The following is a 16640-nucleotide window of genomic DNA, read 5'->3' on the forward strand; positions in this document are numbered from 1 at the left end:
CTCTCCGCCTCAACGCAGATTCTAGGAATTTTCATGACGCGCTTTATTTTCGTCACGGGCGGTGTTGTTTCTTCTTTGGGGAAAGGCATCGCCTCGGCCTCCCTGGGCGCCATTCTGGAAGCGAGAGGGCTGAAGGTCACCATGCTCAAGCTGGATCCGTACATCAACGTGGATCCCGGCACCATGAGCCCCTTCCAGCACGGCGAGGTGTTCGTCACCCATGACGGCGCCGAAACCGACCTGGACCTGGGCCACTACGAGCGGTTCATCCGCACCACCGTGACCCAGAACAACAACTTCACCACCGGTCGCATCTACATGGACGTGCTGCGCAAGGAGCGCCGCGGCGACTACCTGGGCGCCACCGTGCAAGTGATCCCGCACATCACCGACGAGATCAAGCGGCGCATCATCAAGGGCGCCGGCGATGCCGACGTGGCCCTGGTGGAGATCGGCGGTACCGTCGGCGACATCGAGTCGCAGCCCTTCCTCGAAGCCATCCGCCAGCTGCGGGTAGAGATCGGGGCGCGTCGCGCCATGCTGATGCACCTGACCCTGGTGCCCTACATCGCTACCGCCGGCGAGACCAAGACCAAGCCGACCCAGCATTCGGTCAAGGAACTGCGCTCCATCGGCCTGCAGCCCGATGTGCTGATCTGCCGTTCCGACCACACCGTCGACAGCTCCTCCCGTCGCAAGATCGCCCTCTTCACCAACGTCGAAGAGCGCGCGGTCATCTCCCTGGAAGACGTCGACACCATCTACCGCATCCCTTCGGTGCTGCACGCCCAGGGTCTGGACGAATTCGTCATCGAGCGCTTCGGCCTGGAGTGCCAGCCGGCCGATCTGTCCGAGTGGGATCGCGTGGTGGACGCCAAGCTCAATCCCGAGCAGGAAGTCACCATCGCCATGGTCGGCAAGTACATGGAGCTGCTCGACGCCTACAAGTCGCTGATCGAGGCCATGAACCACGCCGGTATCCAGAGCCGCACCAAGGTCAACCTGCGCTACATCGATTCCGAGCACATCGAGCAGCAGGGTACCCACCTGCTCAAGGGCGTCGACGCCATCCTCGTTCCCGGTGGCTTCGGCCTGCGTGGCGTGGAAGGCAAGATCGCCACCGTGCAGTACGCCCGCGAGAACAAGATTCCCTACCTGGGCATCTGCCTGGGCATGCAGGTGGCGGTCATCGAGTTCGCCCGTAACGTGCTGGGCTGGAAAGACGCCAACTCCACCGAATTCGACAAGGCCAGCGGTCACCCCGTGGTCGGCCTGATCACCGAATGGCAGGATTCCACCGGCGCCACCGAGATCCGCACCGAAGGCTCCGATCTGGGCGGCACCATGCGCCTGGGCGCCCAGGAATGCCAGCTGATCAGCGGCACCCAGGTGCATGACTGCTATGGCCAGGACGTCATCGTCGAGCGCCATCGTCATCGCTACGAGGTCAACAACAACCTGCTGCCGCAGATCCAGGCCGCGGGCCTGAAGATCTCCGGTCGTTCGGGCGACGGTGCCCTGGTGGAAGTGGTGGAAGCCCCGGACCATCCCTGGTTCGTCGCCTGCCAGTTCCACCCGGAGTTCACCTCCACCCCGCGTGATGGCCATCCGCTGTTCAGCGGCTTCGTCAACGCCGCCCTGCGCTACGCCAAGAAGGATTGATCATGACCGCTCAGAAGATCGTCCGCGTCGGCAACATCGAGATCGCCAACGACAAACCCTTCGTGCTTTTCGGCGGCATGAACGTGCTGGAATCCCGTGACCTGGCCATGCAGGTGTGCGAGCAATACGTCAAGGTGACCGAGAAGCTGGGTATCCCCTATGTCTTCAAGGCCAGCTTCGACAAGGCCAACCGCTCATCGGTGACCAGCTACCGTGGTCCCGGCATGGAAGCTGGCCTGCGCATCTTCGAAGAGCTCAAGGCCACCTTCGGCATGCCGGTGATCACCGATGTCCACGAGCCCTACCAGGCTGCCCCGGTGGCGGCGGTTTGCGACATCATCCAGCTGCCGGCCTTCCTCTCGCGGCAGACCGATCTGGTCGTGGCCATGGCCAAGACCGATGCCGTGATCAACATCAAGAAGGCCCAGTTCCTCGCGCCCCAGGAGATGAAGCACATCCTCGCCAAGTGCGAAGAAGCCGGTAACGACCAGCTGATCCTCTGCGAGCGTGGTTCCTCCTTCGGCTACAACAACCTGGTGGTCGACATGCTCGGCTTCGGCATCATGAAGAGCTTTGGCTACCCGGTGTTCTTCGACGTGACCCATGCCCTGCAGATGCCGGGCGGGCGCTCCGATTCCGCCGGCGGCCGCCGTGCCCAGGTCACCGACCTGGCCAAGGCCGGCATGAGCCAGGGCCTTGCCGGTCTGTTCCTCGAAGCCCATCCGGATCCTGAACACGCCAAGTGCGACGGCCCCTGTGCCTTGCGCCTGGACAAGCTGGAGCCCTTCCTGGCCCAGCTCAAGGCACTGGACGAGCTGGTGAAGTCGTTCACGCCGATCGAAACTGCCTAAGCGGCGGCTGAACCAAAAGGCCCGCGCGCAGCCGAAGGCTGATCCGTCAATGACCGGTAACATGGAGATCGATACAAAAATGGCTAACATCGTCGACATCAAGGGACGTGAGGTCCTGGATTCCCGCGGCAACCCCACCGTTGAAGCGGACGTGATCCTGGACAACGGTATCGTCGGTCGCGCCACCGCGCCGTCCGGCGCGTCCACCGGTTCGCGCGAGGCACTGGAGCTGCGCGACGGCGACAAGAGCCGCTATCTGGGCAAGGGCGTGCTGAAGGCCGTGGGCAACATCAACGGGCCGATCCGCGACCTGCTGCTGGGCAAGGATCCGAGCGACCAGAAGGCGCTGGACCGCGCCATGATCGAACTGGACGGTACCGACAACAAGGCCAAGCTGGGCGCCAACGCCATCCTGGCCGTGTCCCTGGCCGCTGCCAAGGCCGCCGCCGAAGACCAGGACCTGCCGCTCTACGCCCACATCGCCAACCTGAACGGCACCCCCGGCCAGTACTCCATGCCGGTGCCGATGATGAACATCATCAATGGCGGCGAGCATGCCGACAACAACGTCGACATCCAGGAATTCATGGTCCAGCCGGTCGGGGCCAAGAGCTTCGCCGACGCCCTGCGCGTGGGTGCCGAGATCTTCCATCACCTGAAAGCCGTGCTCAAGGCCCGTGGCCTGAGTACTTCTGTGGGTGACGAAGGCGGCTTCGCACCGAACCTGGCCTCCAACGCCGATGCCCTGGCTGCCATCGCCGAAGCGGTGAAGAACGCCGGCTACGAGCTGGGCACCGACGTGACCCTGGCCCTGGATTGCGCCTCCAGCGAGTTCTACAAGGACGGCCAGTACGACCTGTCCGGTGAAGGCAAGGCCTTCGACGCCAACGGTTTCGCCGACTACCTGGCCGGCCTGACCGAGCAGTTCCCGATCATCTCGATCGAAGACGGCATGGACGAGTCCGACTGGGCGGGCTGGAAGGCCCTGACCGACAAGATCGGCAGCAAGGTACAGCTGGTGGGCGACGATCTTTTCGTCACCAACACCAAGATCCTAAAGGAAGGCATCGAGAAGGGCATCGGTAACTCGATCCTGATCAAGTTCAACCAGATCGGCTCCCTGACCGAGACCCTGGAAGCCATCCAGATGGCCAAGGCCGCCGGCTACACCGCGGTGATCTCCCACCGCAGCGGCGAGACCGAAGACTCCACCATCGCCGACCTGGCCGTAGGTACCGCCGCCGGTCAGATCAAGACCGGCTCGCTGTGCCGTTCCGACCGCGTCTCCAAGTACAACCAGCTGCTGCGTATCGAAGAGCAACTGGGTGCCAAGGCACCGTACCGCGGCCGTGCCGAGTTCCGTAGCTAAGGGCTGTGTGAACGTGGAGGCGACGATTCAGGTCGTTGCCTCCTGGCTCGTCTGCCGGACCACAGGATAGATGCCCAGTTTACAAGCGTAGAGCCGGGCTTCTATCCTGTTTTCGTTTCTGCCGCCGCCTTTGCGGCATCTGCCGCCCGCGAATCCGTTACCACCCATGCGAAGTCCCTACTGGCTGTTCCCCTTCCTGCTCCTGCTGCTTGGCGGTCTTCAGTATCGCCTGTGGGTTGGTGATGGCAGCTTCGCCCAGGTGCGCGAACTCAAGCAGCAGATCGCCGACCAGAATGGCGAGAACAAACGCCTGCTGGAGCGCAACGAGATCCTCGAAGCCGAGGTCGTCGAGCTCAAGAAAGGCATGGAGACCGTCGAGGAGCGTGCCCGCCACGAACTCGGCATGGTCAAACAAGGCGAAACCCTCTTCCTGCAATCCAAATAATGTCCCTGCTGCCTTCCTTCTGGGCGGTCATTCCCGCCGCGGGTGTGGGCGCGCGAATGCGTGCCGACCGGCCCAAGCAATACCTCGACCTGTGCGGCCGCAGCCTGCTGGAGCGCACCCTCGACTGTTTTCTCGATCATCCCCGTCTACGCGGCCTGGCGGTGAGCCTGGCGCCGGAAGATCCCTGGTGGCCGACGCTACCCTGCGCCACCGATGCCCGTATCCTTCGTGCACCGGGCGGTCGCGAGCGCGCCGACTCGGTACTCGGCGGCCTGCTGCTGCTAGCCGAGCAGGGTGCCACCGACGGCGACTGGGTGCTGGTGCATGACGCGGCGCGGCCCAATCTGCGACGTGATGACCTGGATCGGCTGCTGGCCGAACTGGCCCAGGACCCGGTGGGTGGCCTGCTGGGCGTGCCGGCGCGGGATACCCTCAAGCGTGTCGGGCGCGATGGCCGGGTGAGCGAAACCGTGGATCGCAGCCAGGTGTGGCTAGCCTACACACCGCAGATGTTCCGCCTCGGCGCCCTGCGCGATGCCCTCTGCGCCGGCCTAGCCGCGGGCGCCGCCATCACCGACGAGGCCTCGGCCATGGAATGGGCCGGCCATGCGCCGCGTCTGGTCGAGGGCCGGGTGGACAACATCAAGGTCACCACCCCCGAAGACCTGCAGCGACTGCAGGTTGTCTTCGCCGAGGCCTAGGACTCAGGCCTGTAGCTACACCTCGATCAGAAAGCGAGCCAGCGATGCTCACCCCCTGGATAGGGAGCGGCCGCCCAGGCGCTCCGCGCCCAGTCCCTGTTTGAGATGCTCCACCAGCAGGCGAATCTTCGGCGAGAGAAAGCGCCGCTGCGGATACAGGGCCCAGACCGCGCTATTGGGCGGCTGACGGTTGTCCAGCAGCGCGCGCAGCTCGCCGCGCGCTAGATGCGGCTGCACGTAGTAGTCCGGCAGCTGGCACAGACCGAAGCCACGCAGCGCGGCGTCCAATACCGCCTGGCCGCTGTTGCAGCGCCAGGAGCCCTGGACGCGGTGCAACACCTCGCGCTCGTTTTCGCGAAAGCTCCAGATGTCGCTGGTGCCGACCAGGCAGCGATGGCGGCTCAGTTCCGACAGGGTATGGGGCGCCCCGAAGCGCTCCAGATAGCTGGGGGCGGCGCACAGGTAGAGCTCCCGCGGCGCCAGCCGCGTCGCCACCAGGCGGGAATCGGCCAGGCGACCCAGGCGGATGGCCAGGTCGTAACCCTCGTGGAGCAGGTCGACGGTGCGATTGGTCAGGTCCAGCTCCAGGCTCACCTCGGGATGGCGGGCAAGGAAGTCATTGACCAGCGGCACGACGAAACGCTCGCCATAGGTCACGGCGCAGGTCATGCGGATCAGCCCCTTGGGCTGGCTGGAGAGGTCGCTGACCTCGCGCAGGGCTTCGTCGCGGGCCTCCTGCAGGCGACGGCAGTGCTGCAGGAAGGTGTGGCCGGCCTCGGTGAGGGCCACGCTGCGGGTGCTGCGGTAGAGCAGCCGAGCCTGCAGGCGCTCCTCCAGCCGTGCCACCTGGCGACTGACGTGGGAAGTGGAGGTGCCCAGGCGATCGGCGGCCTGGCCAAAGTGCAGGGTATTTGCCACCGCGACGAACTCATCGATGCCCTCCCAGCCCATGATTGTTTCCCTGTGGCAAAAATGAATTCCAGTATGCCCGATTGTTCCAGGATTTCTGGCGTCTAAACTGGTCACCTCGTTTTTTCGTCTGACTGGAGTCGAGCATGATCAAGTCCCGCGCCGCTGTAGCCTTCGCGCCCAATGAGCCTCTGAAGATCGTCGAAGTGGACGTCGAGCCGCCCAAGGCCGGCGAGGTGCTCATCCGCATCGTCGCCACCGGCGTCTGCCATACCGATGCCTACACCCTGTCCGGCCAGGATTCCGAGGGCGTCTTTCCCTGCATCCTCGGTCACGAAGGCGGTGGCATCGTCGAAGCAGTAGGCGAGGGCGTGACTTCGGTCGCCGTCGGCGATCACGTCATCCCGCTGTATACCGCCGAGTGCGGCCAGTGCAAATTCTGCAAATCCGGCAAGACCAACCTCTGCAGCTCGGTACGCGCGACCCAGGGCAAGGGCCTGATGCCCGATGGCACCACCCGCTTCTCCTACAACGGCGAGCCGATCTACCACTACATGGGCTGCTCGACCTTCTCCGAGTACACCGTGCTGCCAGAGGTGTCGGTAGCCAAGATCCCCGCCGAGGCGCCGCTGGAAAAGGTCTGCCTGCTGGGCTGTGGCGTCACCACCGGCATCGGCGCCGTGCTCAACACCGCCAAGGTGGAAGAGGGCGCGACCGTCGCCGTCTTCGGTCTGGGCGGCATCGGCCTGGCCGCCATCATCGGCGCCAAGATGGCCAAGGCCAGCCGCATCATCGCCATCGACATCAACCCCTCCAAGTTCGACATCGCTCGTGAACTGGGCGCCACCGACTTCGTTAATCCCAAGGATCACCAGAAGCCGATCCAGGAAGTCATCGTCGAGCTGACCGACGGCGGCGTCGACTACAGCTTCGAGTGCGTCGGCAACGTCAACCTGATGCGTGCGGCCCTGGAGTGCTGCCACAAGGGGTGGGGCGAGTCGGTGATCATTGGCGTGGCCGGTGCCGGCCAGGAGATCAGCACCCGGCCGTTCCAGCTGGTGACCGGTCGCGTCTGGCGCGGCAGCGCCTTCGGTGGCGTCAAGGGCCGTAGCGAGCTGCCCGGCTATGTGCGCAAGGCGCAGAGCGGCGAGATTCCGCTGGATACCTTCATCACCCACACCATGGGTCTGGAGCAGATCAACGAAGCCTTCGAGCTGATGCACGAAGGCAAGAGCATCCGCACCGTCGTCCACTACTGATCGCCGAGAGGGCGCCCACGGGCGCCTTCTTTCCGAGGGAGATGACCATGAGTCTCGAACTGCTCTCCAGCAACAAGAGTTTCGGCGGTTGGCACAAACGCTATCGCCACCGTGCCCGCAGTCTCGACTGCGACATGACCTTCGCCGTCTATCTGCCGCCCCAGGCGGAAGCTCGTAGCGATCTGCCGGTACTCTACTGGCTGTCGGGCCTGACCTGTACCGACGAAAATTTCATGCAGAAGGCCGGTGCCCAGCGCCTGGCGGCCGAACTGGGTCTGGTGCTGGTGGCGCCGGACACCAGTCCGCGTGGCGAGGGCGTGCCGGACGACCCCGACAAGGCCTGGGACTTCGGCCTGGGTGCCGGTTTCTACATCAACGCCACCCAGCAGCCCTGGGCCAGGCACTACCGCATGCACGACTACGTGGTCGAGGAACTGCCGGCGCTGATCGAGGCCAACTTCCCGGTCTCGGATCGCCGTGGCGTCAGCGGGCATTCCATGGGCGGCCATGGCGCCCTGATCTGCGCCCTGCGTCATCCGGGCCGCTATCGCTCGGTGTCGGCCTTCTCGCCCATCGTCAATCCGCTGGATTGCCCCTGGGGCCACAAGGCCTTCTCCAACTATCTGGGCGAGGATCGCAGCACCTGGGCGGAGTGGGACGCCTGTGCGCTACTAGAAAAGGCCGAGGAGCGTCTGCCGTTGCTGGTCGACCAGGGTGAGCAGGACAGCTTCCTTGCCGAACAGCTCAAGCCCCAGGCCCTGCAACGGGCGGCGGGTGCCGTCGGCCATCCCCTCGAACTGCGCCTGCAGCCGGGCTACGACCACAGCTATTTCTTCGTCGCCAGCTTCATCGACGACCATCTGCGGCATCATGCGGCGGCCCTGTCGACCCCCTGAGGGCGACGGGAGCTGTTCCCAGCCGGTAGAATCGACGCCCTGTCATTTTCCAGGGCGTCTTTCTTCATGCGCATAGGTCACGGTTTCGACGTTCACGCCTTCGGCGAGGGCGACTTCATTACCCTTGGTGGCATTCGTATTCCCCACCACCATGGCCTGGTCGCCCACTCCGATGGCGACGTGCTGTTGCATGCCCTGGCCGACGCCCTGTTGGGCGCCGCGGCCCTGGGCGACATCGGCAAGCATTTCCCCGATACCGATCCGCGCTTCAAGGGCGCCGACAGCCGGGTGCTTCTGCGCCATGTAGTTGGCCTGGTGCGCGAGCAGGGCTGGAAGGTCGGCAACGTCGACGGCACCATCGCGGCCCAGGCGCCGAAGATGGCGCCGCACATCGAGGCCATGCGCCAGGCCATCGCCGAGGATCTGCAGGTCGAGCTGGACCAGGTCAACGTCAAGGCCACCACCACCGAGCGCCTGGGTTTCGTCGGACGCGAAGAGGGCATCGCCGTACACGCCGTGGCCCTGTTGCTGCCGCTATGACCGAAGATCAGCTGCTCGGGCCGTGCGCCCATGGCGAGCCCTGTGGCCAGGCGATTCTCAAGGCCAGCGCCGAGGACTTCCAGGTGGACGAGGTACTGGACATCCCGCTGAGCGGTGATGGCGAGCACCTCTGGCTGTGGGTCGAGAAGCGTGGCCTCAATACCGAGGAGGCGGTGCGCCGCCTGGCGCGGGCGGCCGGCGTGCCGCAGCGGGCGATCAGCTACGCCGGTCTCAAGGATCGCCAGGCGCTGACCCGCCAGTGGTTCAGCCTGCACCTGCCCGGCAAGGCCGATCCGGATCTTGCGGCCGCCTGCGACGAGACGCTGGTGATCCTCCAGCAGGGTAGGCACCGGCGCAAGCTGCAACGCGGCGCCCATGCCGCCAATGGCTTCCGCCTGCGCCTGACCGGGCTCAAGGCCGATCCCGCGGCGCTGGAGGCTCGGCTGCAAGCCATTGCCGCCGAGGGCGTGCCCAACTATTTCGGTCCGCAACGTTTTGGCTATGAGGGCGGCAATCTGGCCGACGCCCAGCAATGCGCCCGTGAACAGCGCCTGCCCGAGCAGCGCAACCGGCGTTCGCGCACCCTGTCCGCCGCGCGCAGCTGGCTGTTCAATCAGGTGCTGGCCGGGCGTGTCGCGGATGGCTCCTGGAATCGGGCGCAGGAGGGGGATCTGCTGGCCTTTACCGACAGCCGCAGCCACTTCCCGGCGACCGCCGCCGATCTGACGGATCCGCGCCTGGCAGCGCTCGATCTGCACCCTACCGGCCCGCTCTGGGGCGCCGGCGAATCGCCCGTGCAGGGCCCTGCCGCCGCCCTGGAACAGGAGGTGGCGAAGGCCGCCGGAGAGCTGCCCGCCTGGCTGGCCGGTGCCGGCCTCTCGCATGAACGGCGCATCCTGCGCCTCCCCATCGGCGGCCTGACGTGGCATTATCCCGCTCCTGACATTCTGCAACTCGAATTCGTCCTGCCGGCCGGCTGTTTTGCCACCGCAGTGGTTCGCGAGCTGGTAACGCTTGGCGAGGCAGGGCAGACGGAACATCCATGCGACTTCTGATCGCCAACGACGATGGGGTGCTGGCCCCCGGTATCGCCGCGCTGCATGCCGCGCTCGCCGCCCGTGCGGACTACGAGTGCCAGGTGGTCGCGCCGCTCTATGACATGAGCGGTGTGAGCAGTGCCCTGACGCTGGACCGCCCCCTGCATCCGCAGCGCCTGCCCAATGGCTACCTGGGCGTCAACGGCACGCCTACCGATTGCGTCCACCTCGGCCTCAATGGCCTGCTGGAGGAAACGCCCGACATGGTGGTGGCCGGTATCAATCTCGGCGCGAACCTGGGCGACGACGTCCTCTATTCCGGCACCGTGGCCGCGGCCATGGAAGGGCGTTTTCTCGCTCGCCCGGCCCTGGCGTTTTCGCTGGTTTCACGCAGCCCCGATAACATGGCGGTGGCGGCGGAGATCGCTGCCCGTATCGTCGCCCTGCACGAAAGCTTCGACCTGCCACCGCGCACCGTGCTCAACGTCAATATCCCGGATCTGCCGCTGGAGCAGATCAAGGGCCTGCAGCTGACCCGACTGGGTCACAGAGCCCAGGCCAAGCCGCCGGTGCGCGAGATCAATCCGCGCGGCAAGGCTGGCTACTGGATCTCGGTGTCGGGCGATGCGGTGGATGGCGGGCCGGGAACCGACTTCCATGCGGTACTGGAAGGCTATGTGTCGGTGACGCCGCTACAGTTCGATCGCACCTTCCGCGAGGGCTTCGCCGGCCTGTCGGCACTGACGGAGCTGCTGGCATGACTCAGGGGCAAGAGCATATGCAAAGACACGGCATCGGCATGACGTCCCAGCGCACCCGGGAGCGGCTCATCCAGCGCCTCTACGAAGAGGGGCTGTCCAACGCCCAGGTGCTGGAGGTGATTCGCCGCACGCCGCGTCACCTGTTCGTCGATGAGGCCCTGGCTCATCGGGCCTACGAGGACACGGCACTGCCCATCGGCCATAACCAGACCATTTCCCAGCCCTTCATGGTGGCGCGCATGACCGAGCTCCTGCTCGCCGGCGGCCCCCTGGACAAGGTCATGGAGATCGGCACCGGTTCCGGCTACCAGACCGCCATCCTGGCGCAGACCGTGGAGCGGGTATTTTCCGTCGAGCGTATCCAGTCGCTGCAGGACCGGGCCAAGGAACGCCTGCTCGAACTCAACCTGCGCAACGTGTTGTTCCGCTGGGGCGATGGCTGGGAAGGCTGGCCGGCGCTGGCGCCCTACAACGGCATCATCGTCACGGCGGCCGCGCGGGAGATCCCCCAGGCACTGCTCGACCAGCTGGCACCCGGCGGCCGCCTGGTGATCCCGGTCGGCGCCGATGAGGAGCAGAAGCTCTTGCTGATCGTGCGCGAAGACGAAGGCTTCGTACGCCACGAACTCAATGCCGTACGCTTCGTACCCCTGCTCAACGGACCCCTGGCCCAGTGAGCGACAGGGAACGTTACCCCGGTACCGCGCTCCAAGGCAGCTTGACGGCTGCGGCCGCTTGAGGCCGGCGGGATGGCCGGACGCTAGATGATCAGACTCTGCGGGAGGAACGGGTGAAGGCCCGAGCGCAAGGATTTCCAAGACGAGGGCGGTCAGGCTGGCTGGCGGCGGTGCTCGTCGCCCTGCTGCTGACGGGCTGCTCGAGCAACGGTTCACGCGCGCCGGTGATCGACCGCGGCGATGGCCGTGGCAGCGTTCCCAAGATCACCTCCGGGCAGTATCGCGTCAAGCGCGGCGACACCCTGTTTTCCATTGCCTCGCGCAACGGCTGGGAATGGCGGGCCCTGGCCGCCCAGAACGGGATCAATGCGCCCTTTGTCATCCATGTCGGTCAGGTGATCCGCTTCGGTAACGGATCCAGCGCCAGCAGTTCCAGTCGCATCATCCGCCGATCCGCCCCGGCAGCCTCCAATCCGGCGCCAGGCACTCCCGTCGCGACCCCGGTGCCCATTCCGCCGCCGGTGACCTCCAATCCCACTGCCGCTACCCCGGTGGTGACGCCCAATCTGCCTGCTGCACCGCCCCCGACGCCGGTCACCCCGGCCCAGACACCTACCCGCGACGTCCCGCAATCCGCGTCCGGTTGGGCTTGGCCGACGAAAGGCACCCTCATCAGTCGTTTCTCCGCCAGCAGCAGTCTAAACAAGGGAATAGACATCGCCGGACAGGAAGGCCAGCCCGTCATGGCCGCCGCCGACGGTACCGTTGTCTATGCGGGAAATGGTTTACGCGGTTATGGTGAACTGGTTATCGTCAAACACAGCGAAACCTACGTCAGTGCCTACGGTCACAATCGTAGGTTGCTGGTTCGGGAAGGTGAGCGTGTCAAGATAGGACAGACCATTGCCGAAATGGGGTCGACCGGGACCGACCGGGTCAAGCTCCATTTCGAGATTCGCCGTCAGGGCAAACCGGTGGATCCTTTGCAATTCCTGCCCAATCGCTGATTCGCTAGGTGCCGACTCGTTCCCGCAGCTCTTTGGGGGCGAGTCATGGCGCATCGGCAACGTATCGATACGCCCGGGCTCGAAGCACAGACGAGCAAGGGTTACTCAAGATGATCCAGAACAAACAAGAAACCGAGTACGATCTCGGAGATGATGTCCTGCTTCTCGATTCCAATCCCTTCGATGAGGAATCTGCCGATTCCGCCATGACCAAGGCGCTCTCCGGGCGCGGTAATCAGGTCTTGCGTGGGGCGAAGCTGGCCGACTATGGCCGAGCGCTCGACGCCACGCAGCTCTATCTCAATGAAATCGGCTTCTCGCCACTGCTCTCACCAGCGGAAGAGGTGCATTTCGCGCGGCTCGCGCAACGCGGTGATCCCGCCGGTCGCAAGCGCATGATCGAAAGCAACCTGCGCCTGGTGGTGAAGATCGCGCGGCGCTATATCAACCGTGGGCTGTCGCTGCTCGATCTGATCGAGGAGGGCAACCTGGGTCTGATTCGCGCCGTGGAGAAATTCGACCCCGAGCGGGGCTTCCGCTTCTCCACCTATGCCACCTGGTGGATCCGGCAGACCATCGAACGGGCGATCATGAATCAAACCCGTACCATTCGCCTGCCGATCCATGTGGTCAAGGAGCTCAACCTGCACCTGCGTGCAGCACGGGAACTGACCCAGAAGCTCGACCACGAGCCTTCGCCCGAGGAAATCGCGGCGTTGCTGGAAAAACCGGTGGCGGACGTCAAGCGGGTAATGGGCCTGAACGAGCGGATCAGCTCGGTGGACATGGTGCTGGGGCCGGATTCTGACAAGACTCTGCTCGATACCCTGACCGATGATCGTCCCACCGACCCTTGCGAGTTGCTGCAGGACTCAGACCTCAACCAGAGCATCGACCAGTGGCTGCTGGAGCTGCCGGAGAAGCAGCGCGAGGTGGTCGTGCGTCGTTTTGGCCTGCGTGGCCACGAGGCCTGCACCCTGGAAGAGGTCGGGCAGGAAATCGGCCTTACCCGCGAGCGGGTTCGGCAGATCCAGGTCGAGGCCCTCAAGCGGCTGCGGGAAATTTTCGAGCGCAACGGCCTGTCGAGTGATTCGTTGTTCTGATTATCCCTAGCTGAATGTCAGCCAAACGGAGCCCGGATTATTCCGGGCTTTTTTCTGTGCGCTGCTGTAAGTCGTGGCTTACAGCACACGTAAGCCTGAGTCGCTTGGGCCTGCCGGAAAGCATCGCTTGGACCAACGATCGATTTTCAAGTGCTTACTGCATAACGATTTTTCGTTACCAGCGCGGCAGCGAAGCGGTTTGGAAGGTCACATTGTGGCAGATTGCCAGCGTTCGGGAGAGGCGTACTATCGGCGCTGTGTCTGGGACGACACGGATTGGCAGGAAGCGAATCGGGAACACCTCAGGATGAGGTTCACCAGGACGGTGACAGGAATTCAGGGACAGGGACGAAGGGGGCGGAGCGATCCGCCCCCTTTTTTATTGCCGGGGCTTTTTCCGCAGGATCTAGCGTTCCAGCTGGGCGAGCTTGCCGGTCTTGCCATCCCACTCCGCGGCGTCGGGCAGGGCTTCCTTCTTCTCCGTGATGTTCGGCCAGATATTGGCCAACTCACTGTTGAGTTCGATGAAGGCTTCCTGACCGGCCGGAACCTCGTCTTCCGAGAAGATCGCCTGGGCCGGGCACTCGGGTTCGCACAGGGCGCAGTCGATGCACTCGTCCGGGTGGATCACCAGGAAGTTGGGGCCTTCGTAGAAGCAGTCCACCGGGCAGACTTCCACGCAGTCGGTATATTTGCATTTGATGCAGTTGTCAGTGACGACGAAGGTCATCTGCTCGTTCTCCTCAGGCTAAGGCGGCGGATTCTAGCAGCATTGCCGGAACCCTCGTATCCGTTAACTCAGATACGCTTTTTCCATTCGTAGATAAGCTCCAGGGCCCGTCTGGGTGTGATGTCGTCCGGCTGCAGGCGTTCCAGTTCCTCGATGAGAGGATGGATGGCGCTGGCGAACAGATCGGCCTGCAGCGGGCGGCCCTTGGCCGGCGCGCTCACCGGCAGCGGCGTACCCACCTCTCCATTGAAACTGGCCGCTTCCAGGCGAGCGAGGTGTTCGCGCGCCCGCAGGATGACGTCCTCCGGAACGCCCGCCAGTTGCGCCACGGCCAGGCCGTAGCTCTGGCTGGCCGGACCGGGCAGCACATGGTGCAGGAAGACGATGCGGTCGTTGTGCTCGGTGGCGTTGAGATGCACGTTGGCTACGCTCGGCTGGCCTTCCGGCAGCACGGTCAGCTCGAAATAGTGGGTGGCGAACAGCGTCCAGGCACGCAGCCGTGCCAGCTGCTCGGCGGCAGCCCAGGCGAGGGACAGGCCATCGAAGGTGCTGGTGCCGCGTCCTACCTCGTCCATCAGCACCAGGCTGTGTTCGCTGGCGTTGTGCAGGATGTTGGCGGTCTCGCTCATCTCCACCATGAAGGTGGAGCGACCGCCGGCCAGGTCGTCGCTGGAGCCGATACGGGTGAAGATGCGGTCGACCAGGGACAGCTCGCAGCTGGCCGCCGGGACGAAGCTGCCGACATGGGCCAGCAGCACGATCAGCGCCGTCTGACGCATGTAGGTGGACTTACCGCCCATGTTCGGGCCGGTGATCACCAGCATGCGGGTGTCGTTGTCGAGGGTGACGTCGTTGGCGACGAAGGGCGTTTCCAGCACCTGTTCCACCACCGGGTGGCGACCCTGGCCGATCTTCAGGCAGGGCTCCTCGACGAAGCGCGGCTTGTTCAGGTCCAGGTTGAGGGCGCGCTCGGCGAAGTTGGCCAGGACGTCCAGCTCGGCCAGGGCCGCGGCGCTGTCCTGCAGGGGCGCCAGGTGGCCGATGAGCTCGTCCAGCAGCGTCTCGTAAAGGGCCTTTTCCCGCGCCAGGGCGCGACTCTGGGCTGACAGGGCCTTGTCTTCGAAGGCCTTGAGTTCGGGAGTGATGAAGCGCTCGGCGCCCTTGAGGGTCTGGCGACGGATGTAGTCGGCCGGCGCCGATTCGGCCTGCCGGCTGGGAATCTCGATGAAGTAGCCATGGACGCGGTTGTAGCCGACCTTGAGGCCTTGCAGGCCGGTGCGGGCCTTTTCGCGGGCCTCCAGGTCCATGAGGAACTGGCCGGCGTTCTCGCTCAGGGTCTGCAGTTCGTCCAGCTCACTATCGTAGCCACGCTTGATGACGCCGCCATCGCGGATCACCGCAGGCGGGTTGTCGATGATGGCGCGGGCCAGGGTGGCGGCGAGTTCCGGATAGGTCTGGATGCTGCGCGCGAGGTCGAGCAGGTGCGGCGCGATCATCTGCGTCAGCCCTTCCTGCAGCGTCGGCAGCGCGGCCAGGGCATCGCGCAGGCGGGCGAGGTCGCGCGGGCGGGCGTTGCGCAGGCCGATGCGGGCGAGGATGCGCTCCAGGTCGCCGATGTCCTTGAGCTGCGGCTGCAGCGTTTCGAAGCGATAGCCTTCCAGCAGGCAGGTGATGGCGTCCTGGCGGGCTTCGATCACCGCGCGATTGCGCAGGGGACGATTCAACCAGCGGGTCAGCAGGCGACTGCCCATGGCGGTCTGGCAACGATCCACCACCGATTGCAGGGTGTTGTCGCGGCCACCGGCCAGGTTGACGTCCAGCTCCAGGTTGCGGCGACTGGCGCCGTCGAGGATGACGGTGTCGTCCAGGCGCTCGTGCCTGAGGCTGCGCAGGTGGGGCAGGGCGGTACGCTGGGTTTCCTTGGCATAGGCCAGCAGGCAGCCAGCGGCGCCGATGGCCAGGCCCAGCTTGTCGCAGCCGAAGCCCTTGAGGTCGCCGGTACCGAATTGCTGGCAGAGGCTCTTGAGCGCCGAGTCGCAATCGAAGTCCCAGGGCGCCCGGCGGCGTACGCCACGCCGCTTCTCGGCGGGCAGGCCGGCAGGCCAGTCGTCGGGAATCAGCAGTTCCGCGGGGTTGAGGCGATCCAGCTCCGCCAGCAGAGTCTCCCAGCCGGCCAGTTCCTGCACAGTGAAGCGGCCACTGGCGATGTCGAGCACGGCCAGGCCGAACAGACGCTCATCGCCCAGCACGGCGGTCAGCAGGTTGTCGCGGCGCTCGTCGAGCAGGGCCTCGTCGCTGACGGTGCCCGGGGTGATGATGCGTACCACCTGACGCTCCACCGGCCCCTTGCTGGTGGCCGGATCGCCGATCTGCTCGCAGATCACCACCGATTCGCCGAGCTTGACCAGCTTGGCCAGGTAGCCTTCGGCGGAGTGGAAGGGAATGCCGGCCATGGGGATGGATTTGCCGGCCGAGGCGCCGCGCGCGGTCAGGGTGATGTCGAGCAACTTGGCGGCACGCCGGGCGTCGTCATAGAACAGCTCGTAGAAATCGCCCATGCGATAGAACAGCAGCTGCTCGGGATGTTGATGCTTGATCTTGAGGTACTGCTGCATCATGGGCGTGTGCGCGGAGAGATCGCTCATGCGGGTGTTTCGATCCGGTTGCCGTTGAATAGCCGGGTATTGTCCAAC

16 protein-coding genes are annotated in these 16640 nt (G+C 64.9%); 13 read left to right on the forward strand and 3 right to left on the reverse strand.

Annotation, left to right across the window (positions count from 1 at the left end; translation table 11 throughout):
- Window positions 1–33: 33 nt before the first annotated feature.
- The 5 genes from ACWPW1_RS06905 (at window position 34) to ispD (ending at window position 5028) form a co-directional block, all read left to right on the forward strand.
- Window positions 34–1662, forward strand: coding sequence for a CTP synthase (locus tag ACWPW1_RS06905; protein ID WP_059314060.1), 1629 nt, complete (start codon window positions 34–36; stop codon window positions 1660–1662).
- 2 nt (window positions 1663–1664) lie between these two features.
- Window positions 1665–2513: a 3-deoxy-8-phosphooctulonate synthase gene (gene kdsA, locus ACWPW1_RS06910; protein ID WP_313647832.1), complete on the forward strand. Its 849-nt coding sequence runs from the start codon at window positions 1665–1667 to the stop codon at window positions 2511–2513.
- Window positions 2514–2592: 79 nt separating this feature from the next.
- Window positions 2593–3882, forward strand: a complete 1290-nt coding sequence (gene eno, locus ACWPW1_RS06915; RefSeq protein WP_007159474.1) for a phosphopyruvate hydratase — start codon at window positions 2593–2595, stop codon at window positions 3880–3882.
- A gap of 166 nt (window positions 3883–4048) precedes the next feature.
- The gene (locus ACWPW1_RS06920) at window positions 4049–4327 is read left to right on the forward strand and encodes a septum formation initiator family protein (protein WP_007159473.1); all 279 of its coding nucleotides are present in this window, start codon (window positions 4049–4051) and stop codon (window positions 4325–4327) included.
- Entirely contained in the window at window positions 4327–5028 is a 702-nt protein-coding gene (gene ispD / locus ACWPW1_RS06925) for a 2-C-methyl-D-erythritol 4-phosphate cytidylyltransferase (RefSeq protein WP_059314062.1), read from the forward strand. The genes ACWPW1_RS06920 and ispD overlap by 1 nt, the downstream gene beginning before the upstream one ends.
- A gap of 48 nt (window positions 5029–5076) precedes the next feature.
- Here the strand turns inward: ispD and ACWPW1_RS06930 are convergent, their stop codons facing one another.
- Window positions 5077–5982 (reverse strand): LysR substrate-binding domain-containing protein, encoded by a 906-nt coding sequence (locus ACWPW1_RS06930; RefSeq protein ID WP_156428993.1) that lies wholly within the window; start codon window positions 5980–5982, stop codon window positions 5077–5079.
- 101 nt (window positions 5983–6083) lie between these two features.
- On the opposite strand from ACWPW1_RS06930, the gene ACWPW1_RS06935 reads away from it, so the two are divergent.
- From ACWPW1_RS06935 to rpoS, 8 genes are all read left to right on the forward strand, one after another.
- On the forward strand, window positions 6084–7196 hold the full coding sequence (locus ACWPW1_RS06935) for an S-(hydroxymethyl)glutathione dehydrogenase/class III alcohol dehydrogenase (protein WP_017639036.1): 1113 nt from the start codon (window positions 6084–6086) through the stop codon (window positions 7194–7196).
- 41 nt (window positions 7197–7237) lie between these two features.
- Window positions 7238–8092, forward strand: a complete 855-nt coding sequence (fghA, locus tag ACWPW1_RS06940; protein WP_434776053.1) for an S-formylglutathione hydrolase — start codon at window positions 7238–7240, stop codon at window positions 8090–8092.
- A 66-nt stretch (window positions 8093–8158) separates the two neighbouring features.
- The gene (gene ispF / locus ACWPW1_RS06945; protein WP_434776054.1) at window positions 8159–8632 is read left to right on the forward strand and encodes a 2-C-methyl-D-erythritol 2,4-cyclodiphosphate synthase; all 474 of its coding nucleotides are present in this window, start codon (window positions 8159–8161) and stop codon (window positions 8630–8632) included.
- On the forward strand, window positions 8629–9687 hold the full coding sequence (truD, locus tag ACWPW1_RS06950; protein ID WP_434776055.1) for a tRNA pseudouridine(13) synthase TruD: 1059 nt from the start codon (window positions 8629–8631) through the stop codon (window positions 9685–9687). The genes ispF and truD overlap by 4 nt, the downstream gene beginning before the upstream one ends.
- Entirely contained in the window at window positions 9675–10430 is a 756-nt protein-coding gene (gene surE, locus ACWPW1_RS06955) for a 5'/3'-nucleotidase SurE (protein ID WP_059314066.1), read from the forward strand. Before truD ends, surE begins: the two co-directional genes overlap by 13 nt.
- Before the next feature lie 38 nt (window positions 10431–10468).
- Window positions 10469–11107 (forward strand): protein-L-isoaspartate(D-aspartate) O-methyltransferase, encoded by a 639-nt coding sequence (locus ACWPW1_RS06960; protein ID WP_434776601.1) that lies wholly within the window; start codon window positions 10469–10471, stop codon window positions 11105–11107.
- A 170-nt stretch (window positions 11108–11277) separates the two neighbouring features.
- Window positions 11278–12114: a peptidoglycan DD-metalloendopeptidase family protein gene (locus tag ACWPW1_RS06965; RefSeq protein ID WP_434776056.1), complete on the forward strand. Its 837-nt coding sequence runs from the start codon at window positions 11278–11280 to the stop codon at window positions 12112–12114.
- A 110-nt stretch (window positions 12115–12224) separates the two neighbouring features.
- Complete coding sequence (gene rpoS / locus ACWPW1_RS06970) at window positions 12225–13217, forward strand: RNA polymerase sigma factor RpoS (RefSeq protein ID WP_059314068.1); 993 nt, start codon at window positions 12225–12227, stop codon at window positions 13215–13217.
- A 406-nt stretch (window positions 13218–13623) separates the two neighbouring features.
- On the opposite strand, the gene fdxA is transcribed toward rpoS, so the two are convergent.
- Together fdxA and mutS are read right to left on the reverse strand one after the other, a co-directional pair.
- Window positions 13624–13947: a ferredoxin FdxA gene (gene fdxA, locus ACWPW1_RS06975; RefSeq protein WP_059314069.1), complete on the reverse strand. Its 324-nt coding sequence runs from the start codon at window positions 13945–13947 to the stop codon at window positions 13624–13626.
- Window positions 13948–14015: 68 nt separating this feature from the next.
- Window positions 14016–16592, reverse strand: a complete 2577-nt coding sequence (gene mutS, locus ACWPW1_RS06980) for a DNA mismatch repair protein MutS (protein WP_434776057.1) — start codon at window positions 16590–16592, stop codon at window positions 14016–14018.
- Window positions 16593–16640 lie beyond the last annotated feature (48 nt).

This window comes from Pseudomonas sp. Marseille-Q7302 (genome assembly GCF_965111925.1).